Source organism: Bacillus cereus group sp. MYBK108-1 (genome assembly GCF_051917185.1).
GTDB classification, from domain to species: Bacteria; Bacillota; Bacilli; order Bacillales; family Bacillaceae_G; genus Bacillus_A; species Bacillus_A cereus.
The window spans coordinates 22,069-37,988 of sequence record NZ_JBQAHZ010000019.1 but is presented as its reverse complement, the minus strand read 5'-3'; the positions used below and the strand labels follow the sequence as shown (position 1 = coordinate 37,988).

Below are 15,920 nucleotides of genomic sequence, written 5' to 3'. Positions count from 1 at the left end.
TCCGCCAAAAATTTTCATTTTTTCACTAATGCTGTAGAAAACTAATAGCCTTCCGACATTCTTTTTCAAAGGAAGTCCTCATAAAAGATTGAAATGATATATACGATACTTTTTGGGGAGGAAATATGATGGAAGCTACCTATAAAACGAAAGATGTCACGAATAAAACAGGCATCCCAAAACATATAGTTCGCAAATATAGCCAACTGTTAGAGGAACATGGTTATATGATTTCCAAAACAGCTGATGCTCGTATTTATAAACTTGATGATTTAAAATTATTGAAATCTATACACGAAAGAGCTGCTACATTACAAGAAGATATTTCAGAAACGATACCGATTATTTTAAAAGAAAAAGAGGCCCCACCTGTACCAGTTATACAAGATAAGCAAGAGATACAAACGAAAGAAAAAGAAGATGGGCGTAACTTTGAGGAGTTCATGTTAAAACTTGAAATGCTAGCTCAATTAAATGAGGCAATTATTCATCAAAATTCTACTTTAATTACACAAAATCGTTTAAAGGATGAGAAACTAGACGAATTGATGCAACAAGTTTATGTAAAAGAAGGCTCTCAAGAAAAAATGCTTCAAGAGTTAGTCGATCACGCCGCTCAAACAGATGCACTGCAAAAAGAAAAGATGGACTTATTAATGAATCATATGTATAAACGAGAATCCAAACAGGAAGAAAAAATGAATAAACTTGTTAGTCAAATTTATAATAAAGACAGTAACCGTGATGCACAGCTTATGCAAGTTATTCGAGAAATTCAAGAAACAAAAAGAATGGTTGCTGCCTCAAAAGAGCAAAGCTTCTTTCAATCATTTAAAAGTTTATTTAGCCGAGCAAAACAAGAAAAAACAAATGAATAAACAATATAAAATAAAAAGTTACCTTTCATCGGTAACTTTTATTCTTTATTTTGTACAGCTGGTAATATAATAATTGCTTCAGTGCCTTTTCCACTTTCACTCTTATATTCCAATGTACCATTATGCGCTTGTAAAATACTAAATGTTACCATAAGTCCTAATCCTGTCCCTTTTTCTTTTAAAGAATAATATGGTTGCCCAAGCCTTGCTAACTGTTCTTTCGTCATACCAACACCACTATCTTTAACTCTTATTATGATTGTTTCATCTTTTTGAATAGCTGTTACTTTTAAATATCCTTTATTTCCTTGAATTGCTTCAATACCATTTTTAACAACATTCATAATAGCTTGCTTCAATTTTGTCTTATCACCAATCGTATAAAGACTTTCTGAAATTTCAACTTGTAAATATACACCTTGCATCGCTGCAAATGACGACATAAGAGTGGTCATTTCTATTAATTGGGCTGATAAACAAATGTGTTCTTTTTTCTCAATTTGCGGCCTTGCTAAATTTAAGTAATCTGAAATAATTTGTTCCGCCCGATCCAATTCAGCTAATACGAGACGCATATAATCCTTATTCTTCACATCTTCCGTACTTTCTAGCAATTGGATAAATCCACGAACAACAGTTAGTGGATTTCGAACTTCATGTGCCACACTTGCTGCTAACTCACTTACAATATTAAGCTTTTCTGATTTTTGCATCTCTGTACGTAGCAATGCATTTTCATTTAAATATTCAGTTAAATACACCTGGAATACCATTGTCATGACCATGATAAGCGAGGCAAATATAAATCCGCTATATATTTGCGAAATATACGGTGTAAATCCTGTTTCCAAAAGAACATTAATCATGCCTAATACTAAAGAAACAAGCACATAAAATGATGAAATCATAAATGCTAAAATTAATTTCTTATCCCTTGAAAAAAGAGACCATTTCTTTGATAAAAATAGCGGAACTATCAATAAAAATATTACTTCTAAAACTGGAAGAAAGCTCATTCCCTTTAGTAACCATTCGTATGCAACAAAAATAACTGCTGGGATTAAACCAACAATCCCACCATATAAAAAACCACTGACAATTGGAATGGGGTGAAAGTTATACCCACACACATTGCCAAAACAAATAGAGTATGTCATGGAGAGAACGAGCGTAACGCTAGATAAAAACATAATAAAGTAACGATTTGGCTTCGGAGGCATTTCTTGATAGCGATTTAAACGAATCGCTTCATATAAAAATAGTGGCAAAATTATGATGGCAATTTGAATCAATAAATCACGGATAAGCTCCATAACCTCTCATCCCCTATATGTATTTTGATATGATTATATCATTTTATATGTGTATTTGTTTTAAAATTTTGATTTTTCTTAACATATTTGTTAATTCTTTGTTAACAACTCATAATAATTGTTACAGATTTTCGAAATGATTGTAAACCCTGTACCAAATTTCTTTCGTGCAGTATACAATGAATACGGATTACAAAGAAAATATAAAAATACTTTTTAGACGGACAACTATAGCAAAATACAGCATATAATCCATACTATCTATGTTTACAAATAAGTGATCATTACTTTAGTAGGAGGAAGATAAATATGGCGGGTACTACGCTTGTTTTAAAAGAAGAAAATTTGGTTGTTCTAGAAAATGTTGAAAAATCAGTATATGAAGAGTTACAGCATAAAGCGGGAGAAGAAAACTGCACATGTGCTGTGAACGAATCAGTTGTTCACCTTGGCAAGGTATCCTCTGTACTCTGGAATGAAGATGAAATAGATTGGGAATACGGATATTAAAAAGTCGCTTATAGCGGCTTTTTTTCTCTTTTCTCTCTCTTTCTAAATAACATATACAAAGCGTAATCATAGAAAATATGATAAAATGAACTTAATTTTCAAACGGAAGAAAGGGAGATACAATGGAACAATTCATTAACCCTAGAGTGAAGGATATCCAAATTTCTGGAATCCGTCAATTCTCTAACATGATTCAAAACTATGATAATTTGATTTCTTTAACAATTGGACAACCCGATTTCCCTACACCTTCTCTCGTGAAAGAAGCGGCAAAACGGGCGATTACAGAAAACTATACAAGCTATACACATAACGCTGGTTTACTAGAATTACGTAAGGCAGCTTGTAACTTCGTAAAAGATAACTACGATTTACATTACTCACCTGAAAACGAAACCATCGTTACAATCGGTGCTAGCGAAGCAATTGATGTTGCATTCCGAACGATTTTAGAGCCAGGAACAGAAGTAATTTTACCTGCTCCTATTTATCCAGGTTACGAACCCATTATTCGATTATGCGGTGCAACGCCTATTTTTGTAGATGTTCGTGAAACTGGATTTCGTTTAACAGCTGAAGCGCTTAAAAATGCTATTACAGAAAAAACAAGATGTATCGTACTACCGTATCCTTCTAATCCAACTGGTGTAACTTTATCCACAGAAGAATTAAAAGATATTGTAGATGTTTTAAAAGATAAAAATATTTTCGTCCTTTCAGATGAAATTTATAGCGAGCTTGTATATGAACAAAAGCATACATCTATCGCACATTTCCCAGAAATGCGTGAAAAGACAATTGTCATTAACGGTTTATCTAAATCACATTCTATGACTGGCTGGCGTGTTGGACTTTTATTTGCACCAAGCTATTTAGCAGGACACATATTAAAAGTTCATCAATACAATGTAACGTGTGCTACTTCAATCGCTCAATACGCTGCAATTGAAGCATTAACAGCAGCTAAAGACGCACCAAAAATGATGCGCCACCAATATAAAAAACGCCGTGATTACGTATATAATAGACTCACTCAAATGGGATTAACAGTTGAAAAGCCAACAGGTGCATTTTACTTATTCCCATATGTTGGTCATTTGACATCTTCATCATTTGATTTTGCACTTGATCTTGTCAAAGAAGCGGGACTAGCTGTAGTTCCTGGAACAGCATTCTCTGAATACGGTGAAGGCTACCTTCGCTTGTCCTATGCGTATAGTATCGAAACTTTAAAAGAAGGCTGCGACCGATTAGAAGCCTTTCTAAAGAAAAAAGCTAAGAGTTAAACTCTTAGCTTTTTTATGCATAATGATCACAAGTTTGACGTTTTAGTAATTTATGAGGAATAATGATACACTTTGCAGTGGATTCTGCATTCTCTACTTTATCAACTAAAGCTTTTGCTGCCTCATATCCTAGCTGATAAATATTCACATCAACTGTCGAAAGTGGAGGGCTCGCAATTTCTGATAATAAAGCATTATTAAAGCTTACAATAGAAACATCTTTCGGTACAACGAATCCTTTTTTAGAAAGAGCACTTAACACACCAAGTCCAATTAAGTCATCCGTTGCCATAATTGCCGTTGGCGGTTGCTGCAGTCCCATTAATTCCTCAACAGCTTGTTGACCACTTTCCCTCGAAAAATCAAAATGTAAAATATATTCTTTTGGTAATACAATGTCTGCTAATTTCAAGGCATCACTCATACCAGCTAAACGATCTCTCGTTACAAGTAAATCTGATCCACCACCAATGAACGCGATTTGCTTATGCCCTAATGAAATTAAATATTCTGCCACTTCTCTTGCAGCTGTATAATTGTCATTATCTACATATGTAATTTCATCTTTTCGATCATATGGTTTTCCTATTAAAACAAACGGGAAATTTTGTTCATGTAAATATTGAATAATCCGATCATTCTCCCTTGAATATAAAAGAATAATGCCACCAATTTGGCGTCCCTGTACCATCTTTACGACACCATTAAAAATTTCTTCTTCCGTTTCACCTGTCGACATGTAAAGCGCATAACCTTCTACGTGTGCAAATGAACTAATCCCTCTTATAACTTCTGGGAAAAATGGATTTTGAAAAGCTTTACTTGCAGAACTTGGCATAACAAGACCAAGTGTTTTCGTCGTTTGGTTCGCAAGATTTCTCGCATTTAAATTGGGATGATACCCTAATTCACTCATCACTTTCCTAACACGGCGCTTTGTCTTTTCACTTATACTTGGATTATCAGCAATTACACGAGAAACTGTTGATGGTGCAACATTCGCTTGCTTCGCCACATCTTTAATTGTAACTGTCATAAAAATCCCCCTCCTCTCATTTCTCTGTCATTTTTCATATATTTTATCTCGCATTCATTGCAAGTCATAAACTTTCATTTCTTATATCTTGCAAAACTAATCCTATTCTCCCTCTTCATGTATTGTAAGGGATATAGCTATTTTTTCCTATACTATAATATACTATTTATTTCACTTCTTTTCACATGTGATGTCAAATCTCTTTTCATCTCCCTATAAAGTTATTTATAGGGAGATGAAAAGAAAAATGGGACGTAATGTCCCATTTTTCATCCTTTTGTACCTCCAGCTGTTAAACCGGAAACAAAATATTTTTGTAGTGATAGGAATAAAATTGAAATCGGGATCGCAATTAACACTGAACCCGCTGCAAACGTTGTAAATTCATTACCGAATTTTTTCGCAACCATTTCATATAATCCAACTGCTAAAGTATAATTTTCTGGTGTTCGCAAAATAATACTCGCTAAAATGAAATCTGTAAATGGACCAATGAAAGTAAATAATGCTACAACCGCTACGATTGGCTTTGCAAGTGGCATAATGATTTGCCAGAAAATACGGAAATGCCCTGCTCCATCCATTCGAGCTGATTCATCCAACTCTTTCGGAATCGTATCAAAATACCCTTTCATAAGCCATGTATTCATCGGAATTGCTCCGCCCACATAAATTAAAATTAATGCAAGGTGTGTATCAAGTAATCCTGTTAACTGAGCTAATATATATAGTGCGATTAACGCTGCAAAATTCGGGATCATTTGCAGAATTAAAAATGTTAATAAACCATTCTTTCTTCCAACAAAACGATATCTCGAAAATGCATAAGCAGTAAAACTAATGGCTAGTACAGAGAAAATCATCGTCATTACGCTAACTTTCAAAGTATTTTTATACCAAAGTAAGTAATTACTTGAATCGAGATCAAGTAGCTTGCGATAATGATCTAATGTGGCATTTTTCGGAATAATACTTGACCCAGATAAACTATCACCTGGATTAAACGATGAGCCAATTATCCATAGTAATGGATAGAAAACAATCGCACACATTATGAAGATAACTAAATAACTTAATGAAAGACGTAGCATCTTTTGTCGTTTAATATTCATTTACATCATATCCTCTTCTTGGAATGATTTTGTTCTCTTAAATTGCCATAACGCAACTGTAATAACGATTAACGATAAAATCATTGTAAGAGCTGCTGCTTTGCCGTATTGAGCCGAAGTCATCGTTAACTTATAGATCCATGAAATTAAAATATCCGTTCCACCTGCATTTTGTCCAGACACAGCAGGTCCCCCGTTATTAAATAGATAAATAATACTAAAATTATTAAAGTTAAATGTATATTGCGTAATTAATATTGGCGCTGTTGCATATAACACAAGTGGCAATGTAATTTTGCGGAACTGTTGCCAAGCAGTTGCTCCATCTACTGTAGCCGCTTCATATAATTCTCCTGGAATCGATTGTAGTATACCTGTTGTCATCGCAAAGACGAACGGGAAACCAAGCCACGTTTGAATCATAATTAAAGCAATCTTTGACCAAAACGGGTCTGTCATCCAAGCAATCTTTTCAATCCCGAATAAAGCTAATACTTGGTTATTAATTGCTCCAAATGTTTCATTAAACATACCAGCAAATACAAGAATAGATACGAATGCTGGAACAGCCCACGGTAAAATAAAGATTGTTCGAATAATTGCCTTACCTTTAATACCAGGCTGATTTACGATAATCGCTAAAAAAATACCAAGTGCAACTTGTAATGTTGTTGCAACGAATGTCCAAATGACAGTCCAAGAAAATACACTTAAAAATGTATCTCTCCACATCGGTAATGTGAAAATATCAATAAAGTTTTTAAAGCCCACCCAATCTACTAATTTAGCTGGAGGAGAATGATATAAATCATAGTTTGTAAATCCAATTAAAATTACGAAGATGATTGGAAATACGACAACAAAGATAAGTAGTAGAAAACCTGGTGAAACCATTAAATAAGGAAAGCCTTGATCTAACAAATTACGGTATTGCTCTTTTACAGAATTTAACGGTGTTCCAATATCACGTTTCTTCCCATTTTGATATGCATCATATAAGTTAAATGCATATATGCCAAGCCCAAAAGCGATAACGATAAGTGCCAAGATCCCTTCTACTAATAGAAAGACGGAATGGTCACGTGGAACTTCTGTACCGAGCGTTACAATGCCCCATAATCCCATATTTAATAAATCAGCAAAGGCTACAATAAATGAACCTGTTAATACTAGAAAAATAAGACCTTTTACAAATTGTTTATTATACATTTGGCCCACGCCTGGAATGATTGATAACATGGTTGCCACTTTCCTATGCTTTGAATCATTTAACCCCTTTGCAGGTTCCATAGATGTTTGCATGTTCCTTCCCCCTTTTTTCTTCCTACATGGAAGGGAGAGAATTCGTGCCCCTCATATTAGAGGCACGAATTTCACCTTATTTTTTCTTACTATGATTTGCCTCAATATTACCTTTAATTTGTTTCACTGCACTATCAAGTGCGGATTTTGGTGCTTCTTTATCTGATACAACTAATTGAAGCGCATCTCCAGCTGGTTTCCAAACTTCTTGCATTTCTGGAATATTTGGCATTGGAATTCCATTTTCAGATTGTGTCGCAACCGCTTTTGCAGCCTCATTTTCTTTAATGATTGGATCTTCCATTACTGATTTTACTGGTGGAATTTCTTTCGTTTTCTCAAAGCGAATTTTAGCATTTTCTTCATTTGTAACCCACTCAGTAAATTTTGTAGCTAAATCATTTTGTTTAGAGAAGCTTGTTACATGCCATCCTTTTACGCCAACGAACGTTTTCATCGGTTGACCATTTGGTAATTTCGGCATTGGAGCAACACCATAGTCTATTCCAGCCTTTTCCATCGCTTGGAATGCCCATGGACCATTCATAATAGATGCTGCTTTTCCTTCATTAAATAATCCATCTGCAGCTGAACCTCCAGATTCACCGATAATACCTTTCGGGAATAACTTTTCTTTATACCATTTTTGAATATATTCAGCACCTTGTACCGCACCGCTATTATTTAATCCAATATCATTTGCATTTGGCTTTCCATCTTTTTCACCAAATACATAACCACCCATACCTGCCATAAATGCATTAGCAAAGTAGAAGTTATCTCCTAGTGCTAAAAATCCGTATTTTCCATCTTTCGTAAAGTCTTTTGAGAAGTTAAACAGTTCATCCATCGTTTCCGGCGCTTTTTGCATCATTTTTTTATTATAAATAAAGATTGGTGTTTCAATCGCTTTTGGTAAACCATATATTTTTCCGTTATATGTTTGTGCTTCTATTGATAAATCTGTAAATTTACTTTTTACTGTATCATCTACTTTCACTTCTGAAAGTAGCCCTTCTGTTACCGCATTACCAATATGATCATGTGGCAATGTTACAACATCTGGCCCTGTGCCAGCTGGACCGTCGAGACGAAGTTTTTCTATTTGTTTCGTCATCTGAACCTCTTCAACTTTTACTTTCACATTATATTTCTTTTCAAAACTTTTCACCGCTGGCTCTAGACCCACACCTTTTTTCTCATCTTCCCAAACAAGAAGATCATAGTCTTTTTTCGCTTTACTTTCCTCTTTTTTCCCTGAATCTTTCGGTCCACATGCAGATAACATACCAATAGATAATGCTGAAACCGTTAATAATGATAATGCTTTCTTCATCCCAAAAACCTCCCTAAATTGTCTATGTACCTCAGTAACTGAAAACGTTTGCATTTAATAGTTTAATTGAAGCGCAAACAATATCTCAAGTCTATGAAAACGTTTGCGCTATTTGTCTATCATTATACATTCTTTTATTCATTTTGCAAATATTAATTTAAAAATTATGTCATTATACTCTTTATACATTGACTTTATATGAAATGAATACTACTCTTATAAGCAATATTAAAGCTACGAGAAAGGCAATCGTTTGCAATATAGGCTTTATTATTACACTTAAGGGAATACTATGTATAGAGATATTGAAGGGGGATTTTCTATATGTTTAAAGAAGCCATTTATCATAGGCCGAAAGATAATTATGCATACGCTTATGATGAACAAACAATTCACATCCGAGTACGTACTAAGAGAGATGATATTCAAAGCGCCGATCTTATTTACGGTGATCCTTACGAATGGAAAGACGGGAAATGGATATCAGCAAGTACACCCATGAAAAAAACGGGTTCTACTGCATTATTTGATTATTGGTCCATTTCAATCGAACCAAAATTTAAGCGCTTACGTTATGGGTTTGAATTAAAATCTGAAACAGACACTCTTATTTATGCAGAGCGAGGATTCTTTTCTAGCATTCCAAATGATGATGTTGGTAACTTTTTCTGTTTTCCATTTATTCATGCAGATGATGTATTCAAAGCACCATCTTGGATTAAAGACACCATTTGGTATCAGATTTTCCCTGAGCGATTCGCTAATGGCGATAGTACGCTGAATCCAGAAAACACCCTTCCTTGGGGAAGTGCGAATCCAACTCCAACTAATTTTTTCGGCGGAGATTTTTCTGGTGTTATTCAAAACCTTGATTACCTTGTTAAGCTTGGCATTTCCGGAATATATTTCACACCTATTTTCAAAGCTCATTCAAACCATAAATATGACACAATTGACTATATGGAAATTGACCCACAATTTGGGACGAAAGAAACTTTTAAAGAGCTCGTTGAAGAATGTCATAAGCACGGTATAAAAGTAATGCTCGATGCTGTGTTTAATCATAGTGGATACTTTTTCGAGAAATTTCAAGACGTACTAGAGAATGGTGAGAAGTCCGCATATAAAGAGTGGTTCCACATTCATGAATTTCCGATTATAACCGAACCACTTCCAAATTATGATACTTTCGCCTTTACACCGTATATGCCTAAATTAAATACAGCTCATCCAGATGTAAAAGAATACTTACTTGAAGTAGGACGTTATTGGGTACGAGAATTCAATATAGATGGCTGGCGCCTTGATGTCGCCAATGAAGTCGATCACAACTTTTGGAGAGAATTCCGAACTGAAATAAAGACACTAAATCCTGAAGTATATATTTTGGGAGAAATTTGGCACGATGCCCTTCCGTGGCTACAAGGCGATCAATTTGATGCTGTCATGAGCTATCCTGTTACAAACGCTCTACTTTCTTACTTTGCTAACGATTCCATTAAAGCAAGTGAATTTATGAAGCAAATTACAGAATCTCTACATTCCTACTCTATGAATGTAAATGAAGCAGCCTTTCATTTATTAGATAGCCATGATACTCCAAGAATTTTAACAACATGCAATGGAGATAAAAATAAGTTGAAATTGCTCTATGTATTCCATCTTTCTTTCATCGGCTCTCCATGTATTTATTACGGAGATGAAATCGGCATGGATGGTGGTATGGACCCCGATTGCCGTAAATGTATGATTTGGGATACTAAAGAACAAGATCATGCATTATTTACACATATACAAACATTGATTTCATTACGAAAACAACATGCAGCTTTTGGAGGACATGGTACTTTTCAATTCATCGAAGCAAATGATGAACATAATTATATTTCTTATACGAAAACATATGAGGATGAAACTATCTTTTTCGTTTTAAACCCTACTAATAGTGAAGTTACAGTTTCACTCCCTCTTCATGTTACTGGTAAGAAAATAATTAACATTTATACAAATGAAGAATTTTCAGCAGAAGCAAGTGTATTACAAGTTATACTTCCTCCATATGGATTCTCCATATTAAAATGGTAACCCAAAAAATCCTTATGCCAAGGTGGCATAAGGATTTTTCTTATTTCAATTTGAATACCATCGCTTCATACGGACGTAATGTAATGTTATCTATCGATCCAATTTCTACATCGTAATTGTGTATGAATAATTCTGATTCACTATAACTAATATCCTCAGGCATTTCAAATACACTTTCATCCGCAGTAAAGTTTGCAATGACAAGTAGTTTTTCATCTCCATATGTTCTTACATAAGCAAAAATAGAAGGGTCATTATTTAATATTAAATCATATGATCCATACACAACTATTTCATTATTTTTGCGTAGTTCAATTAATTTCTTATAGTAATAAAAAATTGAACCTTCATCTTGGATTGCTTGTTTCACATTAATCTCTTTATAGTTAGGATTTACAGTAATCCAAGGTTCACCTTTTGTAAATCCAGCGTGATTCTGATCATTCCACTGCATCGGAGTTCTAGCATTATCACGACCCTTTATATAAATAGATTCCATTACTTTTTCTATATCTTCACCATGGTCTATCACTTTTTCTTTATACATATTTAACGTTTCAATATCTCGATATTCATCAATCGACTCAAATCGGACGTTCGTCATTCCGATTTCCTCTCCTTGATAAATATATGGCGTTCCTTTCATCATATGAAGAACTGTCGCTAACATTTTTGCTGATTCAATGCGATACATTCCATCATTACCAAAACGAGATACAACGCGAGGCTGATCATGATTATTCCAATAAAGGCTATTCCATCCGGTATGCTCTAATGCTTTTTGCCACTTTGTTAAATTCTCTTTTAAAGTAAGAAGTGAGCATGGTTTTACATCCCACTTTCCACCTTCTCCTGAATCTAAATCCATATGTTCAAATTGGAATACCATTTGCAATTCTTTTCGTTCTTCTCCAGTATACAATTTGGCTTCTTCTGTCGTTACACCAGGCATTTCACCAACCGTCATAATATCATAATGCGATAATACTTCCTCATTCATTTCATGTAAATATTTATGAATGTTTGGACCGTTCATAAAATGCTTATGACCTGAAACATACCCCTCTTCTTCTGTTTCAACAGCTGGTAATCCCTCTTCTTTAGAAATAAAATTAATAACATCCATACGGAAGCCATCAATTCCTTTTTCTAACCAAAACTTCATCATTTCATAAACATCTTGTCTTACCTTTTCATTATCCCAATTTAAATCTGGCTGTTTTTTAGAAAACAGATGTAAATAATATTCATCTGTCATTTCATCATACTGCCATGCTGATCCACTAAACGCTGCTCCCCAGTTGTTCGGTTCTTTCCCTTCTTTTCCAGGGCGCCATATATAGTAATCTCTATATTTATTATCTTTTGATTTACGTGATTCAATAAACCAATTATGTTCATCCGAAGTATGATTAACAACTAAGTCCATCATAAGTTTCATATTACGTTCATGCATTTCATGTAATAGCTCATCCCAATCTTCCATTGTTCCGAACTCGTTCATAATTTTACAATAATCGCTTATATCATAACCATTATCATCATTTGGAGATTCATAGACTGGTGATAACCAAATCACATCAATCCCTAACTCTTTTAAGTAATCTAGCTTTGAAATAATCCCTTGAAGATCTCCTATACCATCACCATTACTATCCATAAAGCTACGAGGATAAATTTGATATACTACACTTTCTTTCCACCATTGTTTTTCCATTATGCTACCCCATTTCATTCATCATTCATTTTTCTCTTTTTTAAGGCGCAAACGTTTTCATTAATGAATGATAACAGATTCTATCTCAATTTAAAATAGCGCTTACAATTTTTATTGTTCTTTTTCTAAGAAAACATATGAAAACCACTAATAAATCTCCAATAAATGAAAACGTTTTATTTTTTTATTTATTTTTTGAATCTATTCGTTTATAATGAACTCAAAGAAAACGTTTGCATAATTATTTCTAGGGGGAAATACCATGGCAGAACTTAAATTAGAAAACATTTATAAAATATATGATAATAACGTAACAGCTGTAACTGATTTTAATTTACACATTCAAGATAAAGAATTTATTGTATTTGTCGGTCCTTCTGGATGCGGAAAATCTACAACATTACGAATGGTAGCTGGACTTGAAGATATTTCAAAAGGCGAGTTTTCAATTGATGGTAAACTAATGAATGATGTTCCTCCAAAAGATCGAGATATCGCTATGGTATTCCAAAACTACGCTCTTTATCCACATATGAGTGTATATGATAATATGGCATTTGGATTAAAACTTCGAAAAATACCAAAAGATGAAATCGATCGTCGTGTGAAAGATGCAGCAAAAATTTTAGGACTTGAACAATATTTAGATAGAAAACCGAAAGCATTATCAGGTGGACAGCGCCAACGTGTTGCGTTAGGTAGAGCAATCGTTCGAGATGCAAAAGTTTTCTTAATGGATGAACCATTATCAAACTTAGATGCTAAACTCCGTGTTGCAATGCGCTCAGAAATTTCTAAGCTACATCATCGTCTTGGAACAACAACAATTTATGTAACACATGATCAAACAGAAGCAATGACTATGGCTTCGCGTCTTGTCGTTATGAAGGATGGAAAAATCCAACAAATTGGAACTCCAAAAGAAGTATATGAAACACCAGAAAACATTTTCGTGGGTGGATTTATCGGCTCACCAGCTATGAACTTCTTCCGTGGTAAATTGACTGAAACCGATTTCGTTATAGACAATACTATAAAAATTAAAGTATCTGAAGGAAAAATGAAGATGCTACGTGAACAAGGCTATGTAAATAAGGAAATTGTTTTAGGTATTCGTCCAGAGGACATTCATGATGAACTACTATTTTTAGAAGCTTCACAATCTACTGCCTTCACAACAAAAATTGAAGTCGCTGAGTTATTAGGTGCTGAATCCATTTTATATATGAAACTTGGGAATCAAGATTTTGCGGCACGTGTAGATGCAAGACATACGTTTTCACCTGGTGACCAAATTAAATTAGCATTTGATATGAATAAAGCGCATTTCTTTGATAACCAAACTGAACAACGTATTCGCTAAAAAATTTATCTTTACTATACACATATAAAAAACCGTCCACATATATTGAGGGCGGTTTTCATTATTATACTAGGGCTTCTACTGTATGAAATGATTGTCCTTTCGTGCCAATAATACCGAAAATCGGTAAATCACTAAGCACCACTTCTTCTTGCTGTTTCATAAAAGATGACGTTAATTGTTTTATCTCTATCCAAACGTCATTAATACAAAGTACATTGGAATCGTTCTCTTGTTGGCGAGAAAAAATAGAATCTATTTTATATAAACCAGCATTTTGAAAAAGCATGTCAATGCGACTGAATGCATTCAAAGTAATGCTAATAACGCGTTGCCAATCTCCTTGCTTTTCCATATCATAGAATACAAAAAGGGCTTCTCCGCCTAGATTCGTAATTTCCTCCACTGTTGCTTGTCCACTCTCTTGATCAATGTCCGTCACAATAACTTTTGCGCCTTGTTTAGCCAACAAAAGAGCTGTATTACGTCCAATACCGATGCCACCGCCAGTTACGATAGCAACTTTTCCTGCAAGCTTCATTTTCATTACCCCTTCTATAAGTCTTACCGTCATTCAGTATACTCCTTTATAAGATTAATCTGCAAGCAAGAAAAATTGCTATTCAATTTGTAAACGTTTACTTTTTATCCTTCTTTTTTCTTATTATTACGCTGATCGAAAACTAGACCGGTAAAAATGAGAATACCCCAAAAAATTATGCTACCTCCTGTCATTTTAACTTCCCCCTTATTATATAAAATGAAATTTTACTCAGCCCCAATATGGCGGAATAAAGATATTATTTTTAATCATTATATCATTTTCTTAATTTTCAATCTATTATAAATGAAAATAACACATTTTGGCTTTCCCTTACTGTAAACATTCCCCATATACTTATAAAATCAAAAAGACCCTTTTATATATAAAAAGGTCTTTTTTTCATTATACAAGACTTATTACTTTCGTTTTTGTAATTAAATCCTGAAAACCACAATTATCTTTGCGGAACAACATCATATATACATTACATATTAATGGAATTCCTAATAGCAATACGTTCGGTAATAACACTACAAAAAATCTTATAATTAATGTTTGCAACGTTAGCTTTTCACTCTTCAATGAAATTAATTTTATTCTCGTTATCTTTTTTCCAAGTGTAACACCGTTCCAAAGAAAGGGTAATACAATAAAATATATCGCCATTAATATGAAAACTACTGCGAAATCATATCTAAAATCACCTAAGCTTATATTAAAGCGCTTAAACATAGCACTATAGTTTCCGGTCATAATAGCTACTACTGCACCATACATAACCGAGATTAAAAACATGTCAATTAGGGAAGCACCTATGCGATTCATTACAAGCGCTGGACGATGCATCTTTAACTTCATTTTATGTCGACTCCTTCATATCCTTCTTTACCCGTCTCATCGTACCACTTCTAAAAAACATTGTAAACTAGCGTTTCTCTTACTTTTCTTGTACAATTTGTTACAATAGCATTATAAAGGAGGTTCCCATATTGAAAAAATGGATAATCCTATTCGTCGCCTTCCTATTAACTGGTTGTGCAGGAAACACAAGTCACTTAACTTATACGGTTAACGATGAATACGAACTCATACGTACTTCTGGAAATGCATTTGAACTTTTCCCCTCGCAAGATGCTGTATATGCCACACAATACATCCCTGCAAAAATTACAGACATTGCTTGGGATGATAAATACATTATTGCAAAACAAACTGAGGAAAAATCAGATCCAAATAACCCTGACGCAGCAATTGCAAATAAAAAAAGTGAACATTATTGGATTATTGATGTAAAGCACAATAAACGTTTCGGTCCCTACAATGAAAAGCAATTTAATGAACAAAAAGATGCGTTTAAAATTAAGGTGCCTTTTCAAAATGTAGATTCATACATAAAAGAAATAAAAAAACAGTCAGCATAATATTTGTATGCTGACTG

15 protein-coding genes are annotated in these 15,920 nt (G+C 34.0%); 6 read left to right on the top strand and 9 right to left on the bottom strand.

Translation table 11 applies throughout. From position 1 onward, the window contains the following. Positions 1-128 precede the first annotated feature (128 nt). Complete coding sequence (locus ACTFSL_RS21830) at positions 129-878, top strand: DUF3967 domain-containing protein (protein ID WP_000388471.1); 750 nt, start codon at positions 129-131, stop codon at positions 876-878. A gap of 38 nt (positions 879-916) precedes the next feature. Here ACTFSL_RS21830 and kinB read toward each other — a convergent pair whose 3' ends face one another. Continuing rightward, entirely contained in the window at positions 917-2,191 is a 1,275-nt protein-coding gene (gene kinB, locus ACTFSL_RS21825; RefSeq protein WP_000420369.1) for a sporulation sensor histidine kinase KinB, read from the bottom strand. A gap of 309 nt (positions 2,192-2,500) precedes the next feature. Between kinB and ACTFSL_RS21820 the strand changes: the two genes are divergently transcribed. Both ACTFSL_RS21820 and ACTFSL_RS21815 read left to right on the top strand, forming a co-directional pair. After that, positions 2,501-2,701 carry a hypothetical protein gene (locus tag ACTFSL_RS21820; protein WP_000929280.1) on the top strand — a complete coding sequence of 67 codons (201 nt, stop codon included), beginning with the start codon at positions 2,501-2,503 and terminating at the stop codon, positions 2,699-2,701. Positions 2,702-2,823: 122 nt separating this feature from the next. Further along, a complete protein-coding gene (locus ACTFSL_RS21815; protein WP_098583044.1) occupies positions 2,824-3,987 on the top strand; it encodes an aminotransferase A in 1,164 nt (387 codons plus the stop codon). Positions 3,988-4,000: 13 nt separating this feature from the next. On the opposite strand, the gene malR is transcribed toward ACTFSL_RS21815, so the two are convergent. The 4 genes from malR to ACTFSL_RS21795 form a co-directional block, all read right to left on the bottom strand. After that, positions 4,001-5,023 (bottom strand): maltose operon transcriptional repressor MalR, encoded by a 1,023-nt coding sequence (gene malR / locus ACTFSL_RS21810; protein WP_000219053.1) that lies wholly within the window; start codon positions 5,021-5,023, stop codon positions 4,001-4,003. A gap of 269 nt (positions 5,024-5,292) precedes the next feature. Then, positions 5,293-6,135: a maltosaccharide ABC transporter permease MalD gene (gene malD / locus ACTFSL_RS21805; protein ID WP_001022603.1), complete on the bottom strand. Its 843-nt coding sequence runs from the start codon at positions 6,133-6,135 to the stop codon at positions 5,293-5,295. Continuing rightward, positions 6,136-7,437 (bottom strand): maltosaccharide ABC transporter permease MalC, encoded by a 1,302-nt coding sequence (malC, locus tag ACTFSL_RS21800; protein WP_001194982.1) that lies wholly within the window; start codon positions 7,435-7,437, stop codon positions 6,136-6,138. It abuts the gene before it with no gap. A 76-nt stretch (positions 7,438-7,513) separates the two neighbouring features. Then, positions 7,514-8,773 (bottom strand): extracellular solute-binding protein, encoded by a 1,260-nt coding sequence (locus ACTFSL_RS21795; protein WP_000709931.1) that lies wholly within the window; start codon positions 8,771-8,773, stop codon positions 7,514-7,516. Positions 8,774-9,097: 324 nt separating this feature from the next. Between ACTFSL_RS21795 and ACTFSL_RS21790 the strand changes: the two genes are divergently transcribed. Continuing rightward, complete coding sequence (locus tag ACTFSL_RS21790; protein ID WP_440042397.1) at positions 9,098-10,858, top strand: alpha-glycosidase; 1,761 nt, start codon at positions 9,098-9,100, stop codon at positions 10,856-10,858. A 40-nt stretch (positions 10,859-10,898) separates the two neighbouring features. Here ACTFSL_RS21790 and malL read toward each other — a convergent pair whose 3' ends face one another. After that, positions 10,899-12,575: an oligo-1,6-glucosidase gene (gene malL / locus ACTFSL_RS21785; protein ID WP_440042395.1), complete on the bottom strand. Its 1,677-nt coding sequence runs from the start codon at positions 12,573-12,575 to the stop codon at positions 10,899-10,901. 262 nt (positions 12,576-12,837) lie between these two features. Between malL and ACTFSL_RS21780 the strand changes: the two genes are divergently transcribed. After that, positions 12,838-13,938 carry an ABC transporter ATP-binding protein gene (locus ACTFSL_RS21780; RefSeq protein WP_000818931.1) on the top strand — a complete coding sequence of 367 codons (1,101 nt, stop codon included), beginning with the start codon at positions 12,838-12,840 and terminating at the stop codon, positions 13,936-13,938. A gap of 64 nt (positions 13,939-14,002) precedes the next feature. Here the strand turns inward: ACTFSL_RS21780 and ACTFSL_RS21775 are convergent, their stop codons facing one another. The 3 genes from ACTFSL_RS21775 to ACTFSL_RS21765 form a co-directional block, all read right to left on the bottom strand. After that, positions 14,003-14,512, bottom strand: a complete 510-nt coding sequence (locus ACTFSL_RS21775; protein WP_000218413.1) for an SDR family NAD(P)-dependent oxidoreductase — start codon at positions 14,510-14,512, stop codon at positions 14,003-14,005. Between the two features lie 71 nt (positions 14,513-14,583). Then, on the bottom strand, positions 14,584-14,673 hold the full coding sequence (locus tag ACTFSL_RS21770) for a flagellar motor protein (RefSeq protein WP_119683880.1): 90 nt from the start codon (positions 14,671-14,673) through the stop codon (positions 14,584-14,586). A gap of 211 nt (positions 14,674-14,884) precedes the next feature. Further along, on the bottom strand, positions 14,885-15,340 hold the full coding sequence (locus ACTFSL_RS21765; protein WP_000769082.1) for an RDD family protein: 456 nt from the start codon (positions 15,338-15,340) through the stop codon (positions 14,885-14,887). A 131-nt stretch (positions 15,341-15,471) separates the two neighbouring features. Here ACTFSL_RS21765 and ACTFSL_RS21760 point away from each other — a divergent pair, with 131 nt between their 5' ends. Next, positions 15,472-15,903, top strand: a complete 432-nt coding sequence (locus ACTFSL_RS21760) for a DUF3997 domain-containing protein (RefSeq protein ID WP_000758789.1) — start codon at positions 15,472-15,474, stop codon at positions 15,901-15,903. Positions 15,904-15,920 lie beyond the last annotated feature (17 nt).

Bases quoted from the DNA above. Each gene is read 5' to 3' on its own strand.
- ACTFSL_RS21830 (WP_000388471.1), top strand. From the start codon at position 129: ATGGAAGCTACCTATAAAACGAAAGATGTCACGAATAAAACAGGCATC.
- kinB (WP_000420369.1), bottom strand. From the start codon at position 2,191: ATGGAGCTTATCCGTGATTTATTGATTCAAATTGCCATCATAATTTTG.
- ACTFSL_RS21820 (WP_000929280.1), top strand. From the start codon at position 2,501: ATGGCGGGTACTACGCTTGTTTTAAAAGAAGAAAATTTGGTTGTTCTA.
- ACTFSL_RS21815 (WP_098583044.1), top strand. From the start codon at position 2,824: ATGGAACAATTCATTAACCCTAGAGTGAAGGATATCCAAATTTCTGGA.
- malR (WP_000219053.1), bottom strand. From the start codon at position 5,023: ATGACAGTTACAATTAAAGATGTGGCGAAGCAAGCGAATGTTGCACCA.
- malD (WP_001022603.1), bottom strand. From the start codon at position 6,135: ATGAATATTAAACGACAAAAGATGCTACGTCTTTCATTAAGTTATTTA.
- malC (WP_001194982.1), bottom strand. From the start codon at position 7,437: ATGCAAACATCTATGGAACCTGCAAAGGGGTTAAATGATTCAAAGCAT.
- ACTFSL_RS21795 (WP_000709931.1), bottom strand. From the start codon at position 8,773: ATGAAGAAAGCATTATCATTATTAACGGTTTCAGCATTATCTATTGGT.
- ACTFSL_RS21790 (WP_440042397.1), top strand. From the start codon at position 9,098: ATGTTTAAAGAAGCCATTTATCATAGGCCGAAAGATAATTATGCATAC.
- malL (WP_440042395.1), bottom strand. From the start codon at position 12,575: ATGGAAAAACAATGGTGGAAAGAAAGTGTAGTATATCAAATTTATCCT.
- ACTFSL_RS21780 (WP_000818931.1), top strand. From the start codon at position 12,838: ATGGCAGAACTTAAATTAGAAAACATTTATAAAATATATGATAATAAC.
- ACTFSL_RS21775 (WP_000218413.1), bottom strand. From the start codon at position 14,512: ATGACGGTAAGACTTATAGAAGGGGTAATGAAAATGAAGCTTGCAGGA.
- ACTFSL_RS21770 (WP_119683880.1), bottom strand. From the start codon at position 14,673: ATGACAGGAGGTAGCATAATTTTTTGGGGTATTCTCATTTTTACCGGT.
- ACTFSL_RS21765 (WP_000769082.1), bottom strand. From the start codon at position 15,340: ATGAAGTTAAAGATGCATCGTCCAGCGCTTGTAATGAATCGCATAGGT.